The 15,858-nt window shown below is 73.6% G+C and carries 14 protein-coding genes; 4 read left to right on the top strand and 10 right to left on the bottom strand.

The features are described 5' to 3' along the window. Nucleotides 1-18: 18 nt before the first annotated feature. Together ACIP64_RS27395 and ACIP64_RS27390 are read left to right on the top strand one after the other, a co-directional pair. Nucleotides 19-1,437, top strand: coding sequence for a glycosyltransferase (locus ACIP64_RS27395; protein ID WP_401591762.1), 1,419 nt, complete (start codon nt 19-21; stop codon nt 1,435-1,437). After that, nucleotides 1,434-3,608: an ArnT family glycosyltransferase gene (locus ACIP64_RS27390; protein WP_401591760.1), complete on the top strand. Its 2,175-nt coding sequence runs from the start codon at nt 1,434-1,436 to the stop codon at nt 3,606-3,608. Before ACIP64_RS27395 ends, ACIP64_RS27390 begins: the two co-directional genes overlap by 4 nt. Before the next feature lie 63 nt (nt 3,609-3,671). Here ACIP64_RS27390 and ACIP64_RS27385 read toward each other — a convergent pair whose 3' ends face one another. The 5 genes from ACIP64_RS27385 to ACIP64_RS27365 all read right to left on the bottom strand — a co-directional run bounded on the left by ACIP64_RS27385 (nt 3,672) and on the right by ACIP64_RS27365 (nt 9,221). After that, nucleotides 3,672-4,142, bottom strand: coding sequence for a PPOX class F420-dependent oxidoreductase (locus ACIP64_RS27385; protein WP_360904222.1), 471 nt, complete (start codon nt 4,140-4,142; stop codon nt 3,672-3,674). Nucleotides 4,143-4,151: 9 nt separating this feature from the next. Then, nucleotides 4,152-5,000, bottom strand: a complete 849-nt coding sequence (locus tag ACIP64_RS27380; RefSeq protein ID WP_401591758.1) for a YceI family protein — start codon at nt 4,998-5,000, stop codon at nt 4,152-4,154. Nucleotides 5,001-5,218: 218 nt separating this feature from the next. Further along, the gene (locus ACIP64_RS27375; protein ID WP_401591756.1) at nt 5,219-7,669 is read right to left on the bottom strand and encodes an MFS transporter; all 2,451 of its coding nucleotides are present in this window, start codon (nt 7,667-7,669) and stop codon (nt 5,219-5,221) included. An 11-nt stretch (nt 7,670-7,680) separates the two neighbouring features. Continuing rightward, a complete protein-coding gene (locus ACIP64_RS27370; RefSeq protein WP_401591754.1) occupies nt 7,681-8,139 on the bottom strand; it encodes a MarR family winged helix-turn-helix transcriptional regulator in 459 nt (152 codons plus the stop codon). A gap of 149 nt (nt 8,140-8,288) precedes the next feature. Beyond that, on the bottom strand, nt 8,289-9,221 hold the full coding sequence (locus ACIP64_RS27365; RefSeq protein WP_401591752.1) for an aldo/keto reductase: 933 nt from the start codon (nt 9,219-9,221) through the stop codon (nt 8,289-8,291). Nucleotides 9,222-9,327: 106 nt separating this feature from the next. On the opposite strand from ACIP64_RS27365, the gene ACIP64_RS27360 reads away from it, so the two are divergent. Further along, nucleotides 9,328-9,507, top strand: coding sequence for a hypothetical protein (locus tag ACIP64_RS27360; protein WP_360904210.1), 180 nt, complete (start codon nt 9,328-9,330; stop codon nt 9,505-9,507). A 124-nt stretch (nt 9,508-9,631) separates the two neighbouring features. Here ACIP64_RS27360 and ACIP64_RS27355 read toward each other — a convergent pair whose 3' ends face one another. The 5 genes from ACIP64_RS27355 to ACIP64_RS27335 all read right to left on the bottom strand — a co-directional run bounded on the left by ACIP64_RS27355 (nt 9,632) and on the right by ACIP64_RS27335 (nt 13,182). Next, nucleotides 9,632-10,369 carry a hypothetical protein gene (locus ACIP64_RS27355; protein WP_401591750.1) on the bottom strand — a complete coding sequence of 246 codons (738 nt, stop codon included), beginning with the start codon at nt 10,367-10,369 and terminating at the stop codon, nt 9,632-9,634. Nucleotides 10,370-10,446: 77 nt separating this feature from the next. After that, nucleotides 10,447-11,301: an RNA polymerase sigma factor SigF gene (locus tag ACIP64_RS27350; RefSeq protein ID WP_360904204.1), complete on the bottom strand. Its 855-nt coding sequence runs from the start codon at nt 11,299-11,301 to the stop codon at nt 10,447-10,449. A 168-nt stretch (nt 11,302-11,469) separates the two neighbouring features. Further along, complete coding sequence (locus ACIP64_RS27345) at nt 11,470-12,543, bottom strand: SigB/SigF/SigG family RNA polymerase sigma factor (protein ID WP_401591748.1); 1,074 nt, start codon at nt 12,541-12,543, stop codon at nt 11,470-11,472. 149 nt (nt 12,544-12,692) lie between these two features. Next, nucleotides 12,693-12,989 (bottom strand): Dabb family protein, encoded by a 297-nt coding sequence (locus ACIP64_RS27340; RefSeq protein ID WP_401591746.1) that lies wholly within the window; start codon nt 12,987-12,989, stop codon nt 12,693-12,695. A gap of 28 nt (nt 12,990-13,017) precedes the next feature. Then, on the bottom strand, nt 13,018-13,182 hold the full coding sequence (locus ACIP64_RS27335) for a hypothetical protein (RefSeq protein ID WP_319663804.1): 165 nt from the start codon (nt 13,180-13,182) through the stop codon (nt 13,018-13,020). Between the two features lie 408 nt (nt 13,183-13,590). On the opposite strand from ACIP64_RS27335, the gene ACIP64_RS27330 reads away from it, so the two are divergent. After that, nucleotides 13,591-15,633 carry a choice-of-anchor D domain-containing protein gene (locus ACIP64_RS27330; RefSeq protein ID WP_401591744.1) on the top strand — a complete coding sequence of 681 codons (2,043 nt, stop codon included), beginning with the start codon at nt 13,591-13,593 and terminating at the stop codon, nt 15,631-15,633. Nucleotides 15,634-15,858 lie beyond the last annotated feature (225 nt).

Raw genomic sequence — 15,858 nt, 5'->3', positions numbered from 1 at the left:
CCCGGGAGGGTCGTCGGTATGCGAACCCAACAGCTCCCGCCGGCCGGCCAGGAGGAGCGGAGCCCGGGGAGCCTCCCCGCCCGCGAACACCTGGCCGTCCCCCAGACCGAACCGGTGCTGGACGTCGTGATCCCCGTCTTCAACGAGGAGAAAGACCTCGAAGGCTGCGTTCGCAGACTCCACGCCCACCTGGAGCGGACCTTCCCCTACCCCTTCCGGATCACCGTCGCCGACAACGCCAGCACCGACCGCACCGCGGTGATCGCCGAGGCACTGGCGGCCGGGATACCGGCCGTCACCGCCGTCCACCTGGAGCGCAAAGGCCGCGGGCGCGCCCTGCGCGCGGTGTGGTCCGCCTCCGACGCACCCGTGCTGGCGTACATGGACGCCGACCTGTCCACCGACCTCAACGCGCTGCTGCCGCTGGTCGCCCCGCTCATCTCCGGCCACTCCGACCTGGCGATCGGCTCGCGGCTGACCCGCAGTTCGCGTGTCGTCCGCGGCGCCAAACGGGAGTTCGTCTCCCGCTCCTACAACATCCTGCTGCGGACCTCGCTGGCCGCCCGCTTCTCCGACGCGCAGTGCGGCTTCAAGGCGATCCGCAAGGACGTCGCCGACCGGCTGCTGCCGCTGGTGGAGGACGCCGGCTGGTTCTTCGACACCGAGATGCTGGTGCTGGCCGAACGGGCCGGGCTGCGCATCCACGAAGTGCCGGTCGACTGGGTGGACGACCCCCACTCCACCGTGGACCTCGTCCGCACCGCGGCCGACGACCTGCGGGGCCTGTGGCGGATCGGACGCGGCCTCGCCACGGGGATGCTGCCGCTCGACCGGTTGCGCCGGCCCTTCGGCGACGACCCGCGCGACCGCGACATCGCCGGCGTGCCCGCCGGGCTCGCACGCCAACTGGCCGGATTCTGCGTCGTGGGCGGCCTGAGCACCGTCGTGTACCTGCTGCTCTTCGCGCTCCTGCGCGGCCCGGCCGGGGCCCAGCCCGCCAACGCGCTGGCCCTGCTGGTGTCGGCGCTCGGCAACACCGCCGCCAACCGGCGGCTGACCTTCGGTGTGCGCGGCCGGGACCGCGCGGTGCGCCACCAGGCGCAGGGCCTGGTCGTGTTCGGCATCGGCCTGGCGCACACCAGCGGCTCACTGGCCGCCCTCCACAGCGCGAACGGCAGCCCCTCGCGCGGCACCGAGATCGCCGTCCTCGTCGCGGCCAACCTGGCCGCGACCGTCCTGCGCTTCCTGCTGCTCCGCGCCTGGGTCTTCCCGGACCGCGCGGGCCCCGGTGCCGTGCCGCCCGTGCCGCCCGTGCCACCCGTGCCGGTCCGGCCGGGCGCCCGGCACGCCCTCCCGACGCCCTTCGTCCCGCACGATGCCGCGGCGCCCGTGACGACCGCGGACCACGAGGCACACGACCCCGGGAGCCACCGATGACCACGTCGCACCACGCGCCGGAGGGGACCCCGCCCACCGTCCCTCCGCTTCCGGGGCACACTCCCGCGGCCGTCCACCGCTCCCCGGTCCCGGCCGACGCGCCGCCGCCGGGGACCACGGGGCGCAGCCCGGTCCCGCAGGGCGCGCCCCCGCCCGCTCCCGGCCTGCGGCCCGCCGACCCCCGCTGGGCCCGGCCGGCCCTCGTCGCGCTGCTCGCCCTCACGGCCGTGGTGTACCTGTGGGACCTGGGCGCCTCGGGATGGGCGAACTCCTTCTACTCGGCCGCCGTCCAGGCGGGCGCCGAGAGCTGGAAGGCGTTCTTCTTCGGCTCCTCGGACGCCGGCAACTCCATCACCGTCGACAAGCCCCCGGCCGCGCTGTGGCCGATGGCGCTGTCGGTGCGGCTCTTCGGGCTGAACTCCTGGGCGATCCTGGTGCCCGAGGCGCTGATGGGCGTGGCCGCGGTGGGCGTGCTGCACGCCACCGTACGGCGGCGTTCCGGCGCTGCCGCAGGACTGATCGCCGGGCTCGCGTTCGCCCTCACGCCGGTTGCCGCGCTGATGTTCCGCTTCAACAACCCGGACGCCCTGCTGTGCCTGCTGATGGTGGTCGCGGTGCACTGCGTGCTGCGCGCCCTGGAGGACGCCCGGACGAAGTGGCTGCTGCTCGCGGGCGTCGCCTTCGGGCTCGCCTTCCTGACCAAGACGCTGCAGGCGTGGCTGATCCTGCCGCCGCTGGCGGTCGTGTACGCGGTGTGCGCGCCCACGCGCGTCCGGCGGCGGTTCGGGCAGCTCGGCCTCGCGGGGCTGGCCGCCGTGCTCTCCGGGGGCTGGTGGGTCGCGGTCGTTGAGCTGTGGCCGGCGTCCTCGCGCCCGTACATCGGCGGTTCGCAGGACAACAGCTTCCTGTCGCTGACCTTCGGCTACAACGGCCTCGGCCGGATCACCGGCGACGAGACCGGCTCCGTCGGCGGCGGTGGCGGGGGCGCGGGCGGCGGCCAGTGGGGCGCGACCGGCTGGAGCCGGCTGTTCGGCACCGACATGGGCGGTCAGATCGCGTGGCTGCTGCCCGCCGCCCTCGTCCTGCTCGTGGCGGGCCTGTGGCTGACCCGGCGGGCGCCGCGCACCGACACCACGCGCGCGGCCCTCCTGGTGTGGGGCGGGGCGCTGGTCTTCACCTTCCTGACCTTCAGTTTCATGTCCGGGATCTTCCACCAGTACTACAACATCGCCCTGGCGCCCTACATCGCGGCGACGGTCGGAACGGGCGCCGTGCTGCTGTGGGAGCGGCGCCGGCACCCGGCCGCGTCGGCGCTGCTCGCGGGCACGGCCGCCGTGACGGCCGTGTGGTCGTGGGTCCTGCTGGGGCGCTCGGCGGACTGGTTCCCGTGGCTGCGGTACGCGGTGCTCGCCGCCGGGATCGCGGCGGCCCTCGGGTTGCTGCTCACGGCACGGCTGGGCCGGCACCTCGCCCTGGCGGCGGCCGGGCTGGGCCTCGCGGCGGCGCTCGGCGGGCCGCTGGCGTACACGCTCCAGACGGCCGGTACCGCGCACACCGGCTCCATCGTGACGGCCGGACCTGCGGTCCGCGGCGGCATGGGCGGGCCGGGCGGCATGCGCCGCGGCGCCGGGGGCTTCCCGGGAGGCGGGCAGGGGCAGCAGGGCCTTCCCGGAGGCGGCACCGGCGGCTTCCCCGGTGGTGGACAGGGCGGCGGCGGCCAGGGGCAACGCGGTCAGCAGGGCCAGGGCCCGCAGGGCTTCCCCGGCGCCGCCGGCGGACGCGGCGGTACGGGCGGCCTCGGCGGCCTGCTGAACGGGGCGGCCGTGAGCGACGCCGCCAGGGAGGCGCTGCTCGCCGACGCCGACCGGTACACCTGGGTGGCCGCCGCGATCGGCTCGCAGAACGCGGCGAGCTACCAACTGGCCACCGGAAAAGCCGTGATGGCCATCGGCGGCTTCAACGGCAGTGACCCCTCGCCCACGCTCGCCGGCTTCAAGGCCTATGTGGCACAGGGGAGGATCCACTGGTTCATCGCCTCGGGCGGCATGGGCGGCGGCGGCCGGGGCGGCGACAGCGGTACCGCCGCACAGATCAGCTCATGGGTGGAGGAGAACTTCGGCTCCACGACCCTGGGCGGAGTGACCGTCTACGACCTGACCGACCCGAGCTGACCCAGGTCGTGGACGCGGGAAGGGCGGCGGCCGGCCGGCCGCCGCCCTTCTCCTGCCCGCGGTTCAGTCCTCGGAGGGCGCCAGCCGGGCCGGGAAGCCGCCCGTCGCGATGGGCCCCCACCGCTCGGGGGTCACCCGGACCAGCGACTTGCCCTGCTTGAGCATCGCGGCACGGTACTCGTCCCAGTCCGGGTGCTCGCCGGCGATGTTGCGGTAGTACTCCACGAGCGGCTCGACCGACTCCGGCGGGTCGATGACCTCGGCGGTGCCGTCGATCTGGACCCAGGGCCCGTCCCACTCGTCGGAGAGCACGATCACGCTCGCCCGCGGGTCGCGGCGCGCGTTGCGGGTCTTGGCCCGCTCGGGGTACGTGGAGATCACCAGCCGCCCGGAGTCGTCGACGCCGCAGGTCACGGGGGAGCCCTGGGGGCGGCCGTCCGCGCGGGTGGTCAGCAGCAGGGCGTGGTGGCGCGGGCGGACGAACTCCAGCAACTGATCGAGCTGCACGGAGGTGTTGGTCGCGATGTAGGCCATGACAGCAGCCTATGCCGCCGGTGGCTGCGGGGCAGGGAGGGCGGTGCCCTGCACGGCCTGGATGTCGAGCTCGACCTTCACGGTGGTGCCGACGGCGACGATGCCGGCCTGGACGACCTGGTTGTAGTGCATGGCGAAGTCCTCCCGCCGCAGTTGGGCCGTGGCGCGGAAGGCGGCGCGCATCCCGCCCCACTGGTCCGGGCCGGTGCCGAGGTACGCCAGGTCGAGGTCGACCGGGCGGGTGACGCCGCGCATCGACAGCTCGCCGTGCACGGTCCAGCGGTCCTCGGCGGCCTGCTCCAGGGAGGTGCTGCGGTAGGTCACGCTGGGATGCGCCGCGACGTCCAGGAAGTCGGGGGAGCGCAGGTGTGCGTCGCGGGTGCCGTTGCCGGTGTCGATGGACGCGGCGTCGATCACGGCCTGCACGGTGGACAGCAGCGGCTGCTCGGCGATCTCGATGCTCGCCGCGAAGCCCTTGAACCGGCCGTGCACGCTGGACAGCCCGAGGTGCTGGGCGACGGCGCGGATCTCGGAGTGGGCGGGGTCGACGGTCCACACGCCCGGCGGGGGCAGTTCGACGCCGCCGGAGCGGGCGAGCGTCACGGTGCCGACGTCGGCCGATCCCGAGGCGGTGACCAGGGCCGTCGCCGCCGCTGGGCGGTAGCCGACGGCCGTCACGATGACGGTGTACGCGCCCTGGGCCAGCGCCGCGGTGCGCACCGCGCCGTCGGCGTCCGCGGTCTCGCGGGCGACCTGCTGACCCGTCATGTCGGTGACCGTCAGCACGGCGTGCGGCACTGCCCAGCCGTCCTTGGTCCGCACCCGCCCCCGCAGGCCCGTCTTTCCGGTCGTGGTCATGCTCATCGCTCGCCTTCCGTTGCGTGTGTGTCCCCCCGGGGACCGGGGCCCGGGGCATTCCCCGGGCCCCTGCGGGGGCCACCTGGCGCGGTCCGTCCCGGACGGTGCGCGGCCGTCCCCTGCCGGCGCCGTCCGGACCTGGACCAGGTGTCCCCCGGGGCAACCGGTTCGTGCGTCTCCGCAGGCACACGAGCCGGCCGTTCTGGAGCGGGTCCCGCTCACCCCTCGGGGTGGCTGAGCTCCACGTCGACGTCCTTGGCGCTCTCGTCCCCGACCCGGATCGTGGTCGCGACCGGCGGGTAGCCGCTGGCTATGAGCGAGTACTCGCCCGCGTCGAGGTCGCCGAAGGCGTACGCGCCGTCGCCGCCGGTCGTGGAGGTGGCCACGACGTTGCCGGCGCCGTCCACGAGGGTGACGCGCGCCTCGGGCAGCGGCGTCCTGGTCGCGCCGCCGAGGACGGTGCCCTGGATGCTGCCGCCGAGCCGCAGCGCGACGTCGACGTGGGTCGGGCCGGTGCCGCCGACCTCGACGGGCAGGGCGACCGGCCGGAAACCGGTGGCGTTGACCGCGAGGGTGAAGTCGCCGGCCGGGAGGGTGCCGAAGCCGAAGCCGCCGTCCTGACCGGTGCCGCCGCTGGCCAGCACCTCGCCCCGGATGTCGGTGACGACGACCACGGCGCCGTGCACCGGGAGGCCGTCGGCCTCGGAGGTGACGGAGCCGGTGAGGCCGCTGGTGCCGGACAGGACCACGTCGTAGGGGACCGGGTCCTTACCGGCCACGACCGTGGAGGCCTGCGGCTGGTGGCCGTCGGCCGCCGCGATCAGCACGTACGAGCCGGCGCCGGGCGTGGTGAGCACGTAGCCGCCGTCGGGGCCGGTGGCGGCCCGGCCGAGCTGCTTGCCGGTGAGCGAGATCAGGGTGAGCGTGGCGTGTTCGACGCCGGTGCCCTCGGAGTTGCGGACCTGGCCGTGGATCATGGGGCCCTCCTGGACGGGTACGGGCGCTGGTGCGGGTTCGTGCGCGGGCGCGGGGACGGGTGCGGGTGTGGACACGGGCAGCGGGGCGGCCGTGGGCGCAGGCTCCTGGTGCGCGGGCACGCCGGCGGCCTGCTGCAGACCGCTCGAGGTCCGCAGCGGCACCTCCTTGATGAAGAGCACCACCAGCAGCGCGAGGAACGCCACGGGGGCCGCCACCAGGAACACATCGCCCGCGCCGTGGCCGTACGCGGTCTCCACGACGTGGCGGATCGGCGCCGGGAGCGACGCGAGGTCCGGGATGCCGCCACCGGAGGAGCCGGTGGAGTCGACGCCCAGCGCGGACAGGCCGTCCGTGGTGTAGCGGGTGACCCGGTTGGCGAGCACGGCGCCCAGCGCGGAGACGCCGACCGCGCCGCCGAGGGTGCGGAAGAAGGTGACCATGGAGCTCGCCGCGCCGAGGTCGGCGGCGCCCACCTGGTTCTGCACGGCGAGGACCAGGTTCTGCATCATCATGCCCAGGCCGAGGCCCAGCAGCGCCATGAAGATCGCCAGGTGCCAGTAGACGCTGTCGTACCGCAGCGAGCCGAGCAGGCCCAGGCCCGCGGTGAGCAGCACGCCGCCGGAGACCAGGATCGCCTTCCAGCGGCCGGTCCGGGTGATGATCTGGCCGGAGACGGTGGAGGAGACGAACAGGCCCGCGATCAACGGGATGGTCAGAATGCCGGACATGGTCGGCGACTTGCCCCGCGCCAGCTGGAAGTACTGGCTCAGGAAGACGGTGCCGCTGTACACCCCCACGCCCACGAAGAGCGAGGCGACCGAGGTCAGGCTGATGGTCTTGTTGCGGAACAGCCGCAGCGGCATGATCGGCTCGCGCGCGCGGGACTCGACCAGCACGAAGACCAGGGCCAGCAGCACCGCGCCGCCGGTCATGGTCCAGGTCTGCCAGGAGATCCACGCGTACTTGTCGCCGGCGAAGGTGACCCAGACGAGCAGCAGGCTGACGGCGGCGGTGACGAACGTGGCGCCCGCCCAGTCGACCTTGGCCTGGCGCTTGACGACCGGCAGGTTCAGGGTCTTCTGCAGCACGATCAGCGCGAGGACCGCGAAGGGCACGCCGACGTAGAAGCACCAGCGCCAGCCGAGCCAGTCGGTGTCGACGATGACGCCGCCGAGCAGCGGGCCGCCGACGGTGCCGACCGCGAAGGCCGCGCCGAGGTAGCCGCTGTACCGGCCGCGCTCCCGCGGCGAGATCATCGAGGCCATGATGACCTGGGTCAGCGCGATCAGGCCGCCGACGCCGACGCCCTGCACGACGCGGCAGGCGATCAGCTCGCTCGTGTTCTGCGAGACGCCCGCGACGAGCGAGCCGACCACGTAGATCACCAGTGCCAGCTGGACCAGCAGCTTCTTGCTGAACAGGTCGGACAGCTTGCCCCACAGCGGGGTGGTGGCGGTGGTGGTGAGCAGCGCGGCGGTGATGACCCAGGTGTAGGCGCTCTGACCACCGTGCAGATCGGAGATGATCCTCGGCAGGGCGTTGGAGACGATCGTGGACGACAGGATCGCCACGAACAAGCCGAGGATCAGCCCGGTCAGGGCCTCCATGATCTGCCGGTGCGACATGGGGGCCGCGTGTCCCGCGTGGGCCTCGGCCCCCCGCACACCGGCCGGTGATGCGGTTGTTGCCATCGTCATCCTCTTCACGTCGTGATCGTTTGCGTACGGGGGCGGCAGTCGGCCGTGAAGGCCGTGCGCAGCCGTTCCAGCAGCCCGCAGAGGACCATCACGTCCTCGTCGGGCCAGTCCCGCAGGTGGTGGGCGAGCGAGGCGGCGACCCCGTCGAGTGCGGCGTGGAGCACGTCCCTGCCGCCGGGGGTCAGCCGCAGCAGGCGCGACCGTCTGTCGTGCGGATCGGGCAGTCGGTCGATCCAGCCGCGTTCCGCGAGGTGCGCGACATGGCGGCTGGTGACCGACATGTCGATGTCGAGCAGTTCCGCCAGGCGGCTCATGCGCAGCTCGTCGTGGCGGCCCACCGCCGCGAGCACGCCGAGCGAGGCGGGCGGGCAGTCCTGCGGGCACGAGCGGCTGAGCTCGCGGGCCACGGCGGGGATGGCGCGCAGCTGGTGTGCCAGCTCCCCGTACAGCTCCTGCGATGCCATGGGACCGTCGCCTTCCCTTCGGACTATTGGTTGCCTTGAGCAACCGTAAGATTGTTTGGTTGCTGCAGGCAAATTCTTTCGGGTAAAAAAAGTCCAAAAGGAACGGCCCGCCTCCGGTCAAGAAGGCGGGCCGGGCGGTAAAGCGCAGGTCAGGCGGATGCCTCGGTGAGCAGCTCCAGCTCCTCGGCGGTCAGCTCCAGCTCCGCCGAGGCCAGCAGCGCGGGCAGCTGCTCGGGCGTCCGGGCGCTGGCGATCGGCGCCACCACCGTCGGCCGGGACCGCACCCAGGCCAGCGCCACGCTCGCCGGCTCGGCGCCGTGCGCGGCGGCCACCTCGTCCAGCGCGGCCAGCACGCGCGGGCCGCGCGCGGACTCCAGGTAGGCACCCGCCGCGCCCGCGCGGGGGCTGTCCACCGCGACGCCGGGCCGGTACTTGCCGGTGAGGAAGCCGCGGGCCAGACCGAAGTACGGGACCGAGGCCAGCCCGTGCGCCCGCACCACCTCGCGCAGCGCCCCCTCGTACTCCCGCTCCACCAGGTTGTAGTGCTGCTGGAGCGCCACGTACTTCGCCAGGCCCTCCCGGTCGGAGAACTCCAGCGAGGCCGTCAGCCGCTCCGGGCTGATGTTGGACGCGGCGATGTACCGCACCTTGCCCTCGCGGACCAGCGCGTCCATCGCGCCGACGATCTCCTCGACCGGCGTCTCGACGTCGTCGAAGTGCGTGTAGTAGAGGTCGATGTGGTCCGTGCCGAGCCGGCGCAGCGACTCCTCCGCCGCGGCCTTGATCGTCTCGGCCTTCAGCCCCTTGAAGTCCGGGTGCGAGCCGACCTTGGTGGCGACGATCACGTCGTCGCGCCGCCCGCGCCCGGCCAGCCATGCGCCGATCAGGCGCTCGGACTCGCCGCCGCTGTGCCCGGGGACCCAGGCCGAGTAGGCGTCCGCGGTGTCGACGAAGTTGCCGCCGGCCGCGGTGTACGCGTCCAGGACGGCGAAGGAGGTCTCCTCGTCGGCCGTCCAGCCGAAGACGTTGCCGCCGAGGGAGAGGGGGAAAACATCGAGATCAGAACTGCCGATAAGTGCCATGGAACGTGCGACACCGTTTCGACGGGCGGTATTCCCGCACCCGTTCCCCGGTTGTCCGGGCCCCAGGGGTGACCGGCCCGACATGACTTCGCTAGGGTCCTGCACCATGACTACCCCTGACAACAATTACGACCCGGCCGGCAACACCCAGATGTTCCGCGCCTTCGTCGACGAGGAGCCCGCGCAGGCCCAGGCCTCGGGCGGCGGCAACCGGACGGGACTGATCGTCGGCATCATCGCGGCCGTCGTGGTCGTGGCCGCCGTCGCCTGGTTCGCCCTGTCCTGACCCGTCACCGGTGCCCGGGACTCCCGGACACCGGAGCAGTGCCGCCGGTTCGAGGCGGGAGTGTGCGCCCGGCCTGCTGAAGGTGCGCGCCCCGCCGGGCGCCCGGCCCACCGCGTTCGCGCGCTCACGGGACCCGGACGGAGACGTCCCGGGTCTCGACGCGCATGCCAGGTGGGACGCGCCAGGCGTCGACGCACACCGTCCACGTCCGCGTGGACCGCGCCCCGCCCGCGAGGGGCACCGGCACCGGGTCGCTGCTCCCGATCGTGGCCCAGTCGATGCCGAGCAGGCCGACGATGTGGGTGCCGAACTCCAGCGTGCCCGAAGTGGCCGGACCACCACCGGTGTTGGCCAGTGTCACCGTGACGTTCTCGCACCAGCGGTCCTCGGCGGCGGTACGGGCGACCGCGCTCACCACCAGGCGGGCGGGCCCGTCCGCCGACGCGGACGGTGTCGCCGCGGGCACCGGGGAACCGGATGCCGGGGCGGACCCGGTCGGGGCGGCGGTGGCGGACGCCGTCGCGCTCGTGGTGGCCGTGCTGCCCGGTGCGGGCGCCGTGGCGGATGCGGACGGCGACGGGGAGACGCTCGCCCCGGAAGTGCCCGACGGCCGGTCGTCGCGGGGTGCCGGGCTGCCGTGCCGCGGCGGAACCGCACCGCCGTCCGTGGGCACCGGCTCCCCGGCGGCGGCCGTGGGCACGTTCATCGCGGCGCTGCCCGCGGGGCCGGGGGCGCCGAGCGCGACCCGGCCCGCTCCCGCGCTCTCGCAGTCCGGGCCCAGGGCGGCGAAGGTGCCGAGGCAGACGACGGCCGCCGAGGCCGCGGCGAGTGCGCCCCGCCGACCGGTCGGTATGTGCGCCATCGCACCAGTGTAATGACGAACCGTCAGTACCGAAGCCCCGAACCGGCGCATCCGTCACGGCCGGTCCGGGCAACGGCTCAGTGCTCCGCGGTGAGCCCCTCGCGCAGCTGCGCCAACGTGCGGGTCAGCAGCCGGGAGACGTGCATCTGGGAGATGCCGACCTCCTCGCCGATCTGCGACTGGGTCATGTTGGCGAAGAAGCGGAGCATGATGATCCGCCTCTCGCGCGGCGGGAGTTGGGCGAGCAGCGGCTTGAGCGACTCGCGGTACTCCACGCCCTCCAGCGCGGCGTCCTCGTAGCCGAGCCGGTCGGCGAGCGAGCCCTCGCCGCCGTCGTCCTCCGGCGGCGGGGAGTCCAGCGAGCTGGCGGTGTAGGCGTTGCCGACCGCGAGGCCGTCGACCACGTCCTCCTCCGACACGCCCAGCGCGACGGCGAGTTCGGCGACCGTCGGCGAGCGGTCCAGCTTCTGCGCGAGCTCGTCGCTGGTCTTGGTCAGCGCCAGCCGCAGCTCCTGGAGCCGGCGCGGCACCCGCACCGACCACGAGGTGTCGCGGAAGAAGCGCTTGACCTCGCCGACGATCGTGGGCATCGCGAAGGTCGGGAACTCCACACCGCGGTTGCAGTCGAAGCGGTCGATGGCCTTGATGAGGCCGATCGTGCCGACCTGGACGATGTCCTCCATCGGCTCGTTGCGGCTGCGGAAGCGCGCCGCCGCGTACCGCACGAGCGGGAGGTTGAGTTCGATGAGCGTGTCCCGCACGTAGGCCCGCTCGGGGCTGTCGTCCGTCAGCTCGGAGAGCCGCAGGAACAGCGAGCGGGACAGCGTGCGGGTGTCGACGACGGCGGGACCGGCGATGTCGAGGCTGTCGACAGGAGCATCGTGCGGCGCCTCGGTGTTCAGCACCTTCGGACTGCCCACTTCTACGGACATGCCACCCCCTTGAGGTCGCGGACGGGTGTCGCGGGCGACGGTTCGTTCCTCCACTGGAATACCGGAGGCCGGACCGCGACAAACGCTGTTCCCGCAGAATGTCACATGTCGGCAACACGCTGTAGCGCCATGTCGACTTATTTCCGCAGGGAGGGTCGCCCGCAAAGGTTACGATTCGAGCTGATTTGCGGATCGCAGCCGAGCGAAGCTCCGGGACAGCAAACGTGACACATGCATCTGCGAAACCCCCAGTTCCGCACTGATCTGGGACTGGGTCAGATTGCCGAAGTAGCGCAGCAGGAGGATCCGCCGCTCGCGCTCGGGCAGCTGCACCAGCAGGTGCCGTACGAGGTCGCGGTGCTCGACCCCGGTCAGCGCCGGGTCCTCGTAACCGAGCCGGTCCAGCAGCCCCGGCGACCCCTCCCCGCCCTCCTGCGCCGCCTCCAGCGAGGTCGCGTGGTAGGCCCGCCCCGCCTCCAGGCAGGCCAGCACCTCGTCCTCGGACAGCTTCAGCCGGTCGGCGATCTCGGCGGTGGTGGGGGTCCGCCCGTGGGCCACCGTCAGGTCCTCGATGGCGCCGCTGACCTGCACCCACAGCTCGTGCAGCCGGCGGGGCACATGGACGGTGCGGACGTTGTCCCTGAAGTAACGTTTGATCTCGCCGACCACGGTCGGCATCGCGAAGGTCGGGAACTGCACGCCGCGTTCCGGGTCGAACCGGTCGATCGCGTTGATCAGCCCGATCGTGCCGACCTGGACGACGTCCTCCATCGGCTCGTTGCGGCTGCGGAAGCGCGCCGCCGCGTACCGCACCAGCGGCAGGTTGACCTCGATCAGGGCGGCCCGCACGCGCGCGTGGTCCGGGGTCCCCGGCTCCAGCCCGGTCAGCTGCTCGAACAGCACCTGGGTCAGGGCCCGCGCCTCGATCGCGTTGGTGTTGGTGGTCCCCGAGCGGGTCCCGCCGGGCCGGCCGACCGGGCGGCCCGTACCGTCCGGACCGGATCCGCCGTCCTGCGGCTCCCCGGCTTCCGGCGCGGCGTGACCGTCCTGGGCGCCGGGGGCCGCCGTGTCCTTCGCGTCACCGGCGGGCTCCCGCCCGTCGTGGCCGTCCGCGGCCTCCCGGGCACTGTGGATCAGCCGGCCGTCCCGGCCGCTCCCTCCCTCGCCCCGGGCGTCCTCCGTACCGGTCCCGCTGTCGTCGCCGGGAATTGCTGGTGACGCCGTACGGGCCGACACGGGCATGCCACTCCTCATCGGTCCACTCATCCGGCAAAAGCGGTCATAGCATCACAATTCATGTGCACTGTGTGCAAGCGAGGCGCGGTGCTAGACGAAAAAGCCCTCCGCCCGGCGGGCGAAGGGCTGTTCGGGACCGGGGCCGGCCGGGGCCGTCACTCGACGACGTAGTCGGCGACCACCCAGGTGGCGAATTCCTGCCACTGCGCCACTCCTGCCTGGTGGGCGGGGTGCCACAGATAGGCGGCGAGGTCGCCCTCGTCGGCGACCGAGGCGTTGAGGGCGAAGTCGTAGGCGATGGGGCGCGGCGAGATGTTCCAGCCGAGCTCCCAGGAGAGGAGTTCCGGGATCAGGCCGTCGAGCTGTTCGAAGGCCCGTACGCCGGCCACCACGCGCGGGTCGTCGCGCTCGACGCCCTCGTTGAGCTTGAACAGGACCAGGTGGCGAATCACGGCGCCGACTCCTCGTGGTCGTGGCCGATCAGTTGATCAGCGCGGTCATGAACTCACCGACGCCCTTGGCGGCGTCCGATATGCCCTGGAAGCCCACCTGTACAAGGTCAGCGGCACGTCCGGGCGACGTGATGATCGTATAGAGCACGAAGACCACGAGGACGTACATGGTGACTTTCTTCGCCTGCGCCATGGCTGGAGTGTATCCACCGGATGGGCTAATCAGGCGGTCTCATGTGGCGTCACCTCAGGCTCTTCGCAGGTGCTCCGGAGAGGTGGCCGCGGCGGCTCGCGGGCGTGCCCGGAGGGCCTCGGCGGCCTGCCCGGACGACCGTGCGCGGAGCAGCCGTGCCCGCCCGGCGCGGGGCCGACGGGGCGTCAGCGGGCCCGGTTCCCGCCCCGTCTTCCGGGCCGTCAGTTCCCGCGACCGCGGAGCGGCACGCCGGATGATCACCCGGATGCGGACGCCCGGTGGCAGGGGCATCCCCCCGCCCCTACGGTGCGTAATTGACTGATCACCATACGGAAAACGCGCTTCGTCCCCCCACGACCGCGCCCCTTTGCGGAGGTTTCCTTGACCGTGCGTCAGATATCCCGACGCTTGTCGCTCCCCCGTGTCGCGGCCGCCGTCGTCGCCCCGGCACTGCTCGCGCTCGGACTGCCCGCCGTCCTGCCGGCCGCGGCCGCCGGGACCGGCACCCCCGTGCCCCCGCTGACGCTGCAGCGGACCGTGACGACGGCGGGCGACGGCTTCGCCCACGCCGGCGGGGCCGGCGGCACCGGCGCGCGGCTCGTGGCGGCACCCCCCAACGGCAGCACGCTCGACGCCGGTTTCGTGTTCTTCTCCTCCGACAGCGCTCCCGCCGACCCGGCCGGCGTCGACAGCGCCTACCACTTCGGCGACGGCACGACGTCCGTGACCCTGCCGGACGCCGCCGTCACCACCACGACCGTGGGCGGCCGCACCATCGCCATGGCACAGCTGCCGGCCGTCTTCACCGGCAGGGCCGCCGACGCCACCTTCACCGGCACCGTCGACGGGGGCACCGCGACCCGCTGGCGGCTCGCCGCCACCTATACCGGGGGCGCCGCCAAGGGCGCGGTCCCCAAGCGTGTGGTGCTCGTCGCCGGTCCCGGCGCCCTGGTCGAGGACGGTGACACCCCGCGCGCCGCGTCCCCGCAGATCGCGGCCGCGGCGGCACGGACGGTACGGGTCGGCGGTCTGCTCGACGACGCCGTCGGCGCCGGGGCCTCCCCGGTCGGGGTCCGCGTCGACAGCGGGGCGACCAAGGGGTCGCCGGTGACCATCGGCGCCGGGGAGTTCGCCGCCGTCGGCGACAGCGCCTGGCAGCCGGGGGCGACCACCGCGGACGGCAGGTTCACCGGCGGCCGCGGCACCGCGGGCGTCGCCCTGGGGTACGGCTTCAGCTACCCCCAGGCCGCGCAGCCCGAGTTCAGGACGTCGAGCATCACCGACGTCGACGGCGGCGGCCTCGCCCCCGGGGACGCCGTCGCCGTCTCGCGCGCCGTGGTGAACACCGGCGACGCCCCCGCGACGGGCGTCGTCCTCACCGACACCCTCACCAATCTCACCGACGTGACGAACCTCCGGGTCGACGGCGCCGCGCCGCCGACGGACACCGTCACGGTCACCGCGTCCTCGGTCACCGCACGGCTCGGCACCGGCGCAGGTGCGGCGTCCGGCGGCACGCTGGCCGCCGGAGGGACGGTGACCCTCTCCTACACGGCACGGGTGGCCACCGCCCCCTCCGGCCCGACCGCGACCTCCTCGGCCACGGTGGCCTTCGGCAACGGGGTGGCCGGACCCAGCGACCTGAACCTGGGCATCGCCACGCCCGACATCGCGCTGAGCCCGGCGAGCCTGGACTTCGGCAGCGCGCCGCTGAACACCACCGGCGCGGAACGGACGTTCACGCTCACCAACCGCGGCGCCACGCCCCGGACCGTGAACGGCGTGACCCTGTCCGGTGCGGACGCAGCGGACTTCGCCCTCGGCACCGGCACCTGCGCGGGCACCCTCGCCCCGCGGGCCCGCTGCACGATCGCCGTGACCTTCCGGCCCACGGCGACCGGGCCGCGCACCGCCGCGCTGACCGTGGACACCACCGCGGGCGTCCGCAGCGCGGCGCTGTCCGGCACGGGTCTCGCGGCCACGGGCGGCACCGCCGATGTGCAGATCACCCTCAGCGCGCCCGAGGGGGTCGGCCCGCGCGGCCCGATGACGTACACCGTGCGGGTGGTCAACAACGGCCCGGACACCGCCACCGGCGTGGCCGCCACGCTGGAGCTCCTCGGCCGCGGACGCCCCTTCGAGGACGATCCGGGCCCGGGCCCCGAGGACGGACCCGTCCCCGACATCACCTGGTGGGGAGCGAGCACCCGCGCCTCCGGCGGTGTGCGGTTCCTCAGCGGCGGCGGCCCGCACCCGTCGATCCAGCGGGTCGTGTGGACCATCGGTGATCTCGCGCCCGGGCGCACGGCGACGTTCGAGGTCGACCTGACCGCGCCGTCCGGCCTCGGCCCGGTCACCGCGACGGCCCGTGCGGTCGCGAGCACGCCCGACCCCGATCCCGGCAACAACCTCGCGACCGTCACCACCCGGGTGACGCGCGACGAGGACTGACCCGCGGCGCGGGCAGCGGGCCGGCGACGACGTGGGACCCGGCAGCTCGGGCTGCCGGGCCTCCGGCGGCGTGCGGTTCCTCAGCGGAATGGCCAGGGCTACGGCGCTGGTTCTCCCGTCCCCGGGGCCCTTGTGCGGGCCGAGCTGAGACCGGATGTGGGAGCAAAGCCGAAGGGCGGCACCCAGGAAAGCTCCTGGGTGCCGCCCTTCACCTGCTCAGAGCGG

It is taken from the genome of Streptomyces sp. NPDC088733 (assembly GCF_044751185.1).
In the GTDB taxonomy this organism is placed as follows: domain Bacteria; phylum Actinomycetota; class Actinomycetes; order Streptomycetales; family Streptomycetaceae; genus Actinacidiphila.
Note: the sequence above shows the minus strand (reverse complement) of the source record. Positions and strands in the feature narration are given on the sequence as shown.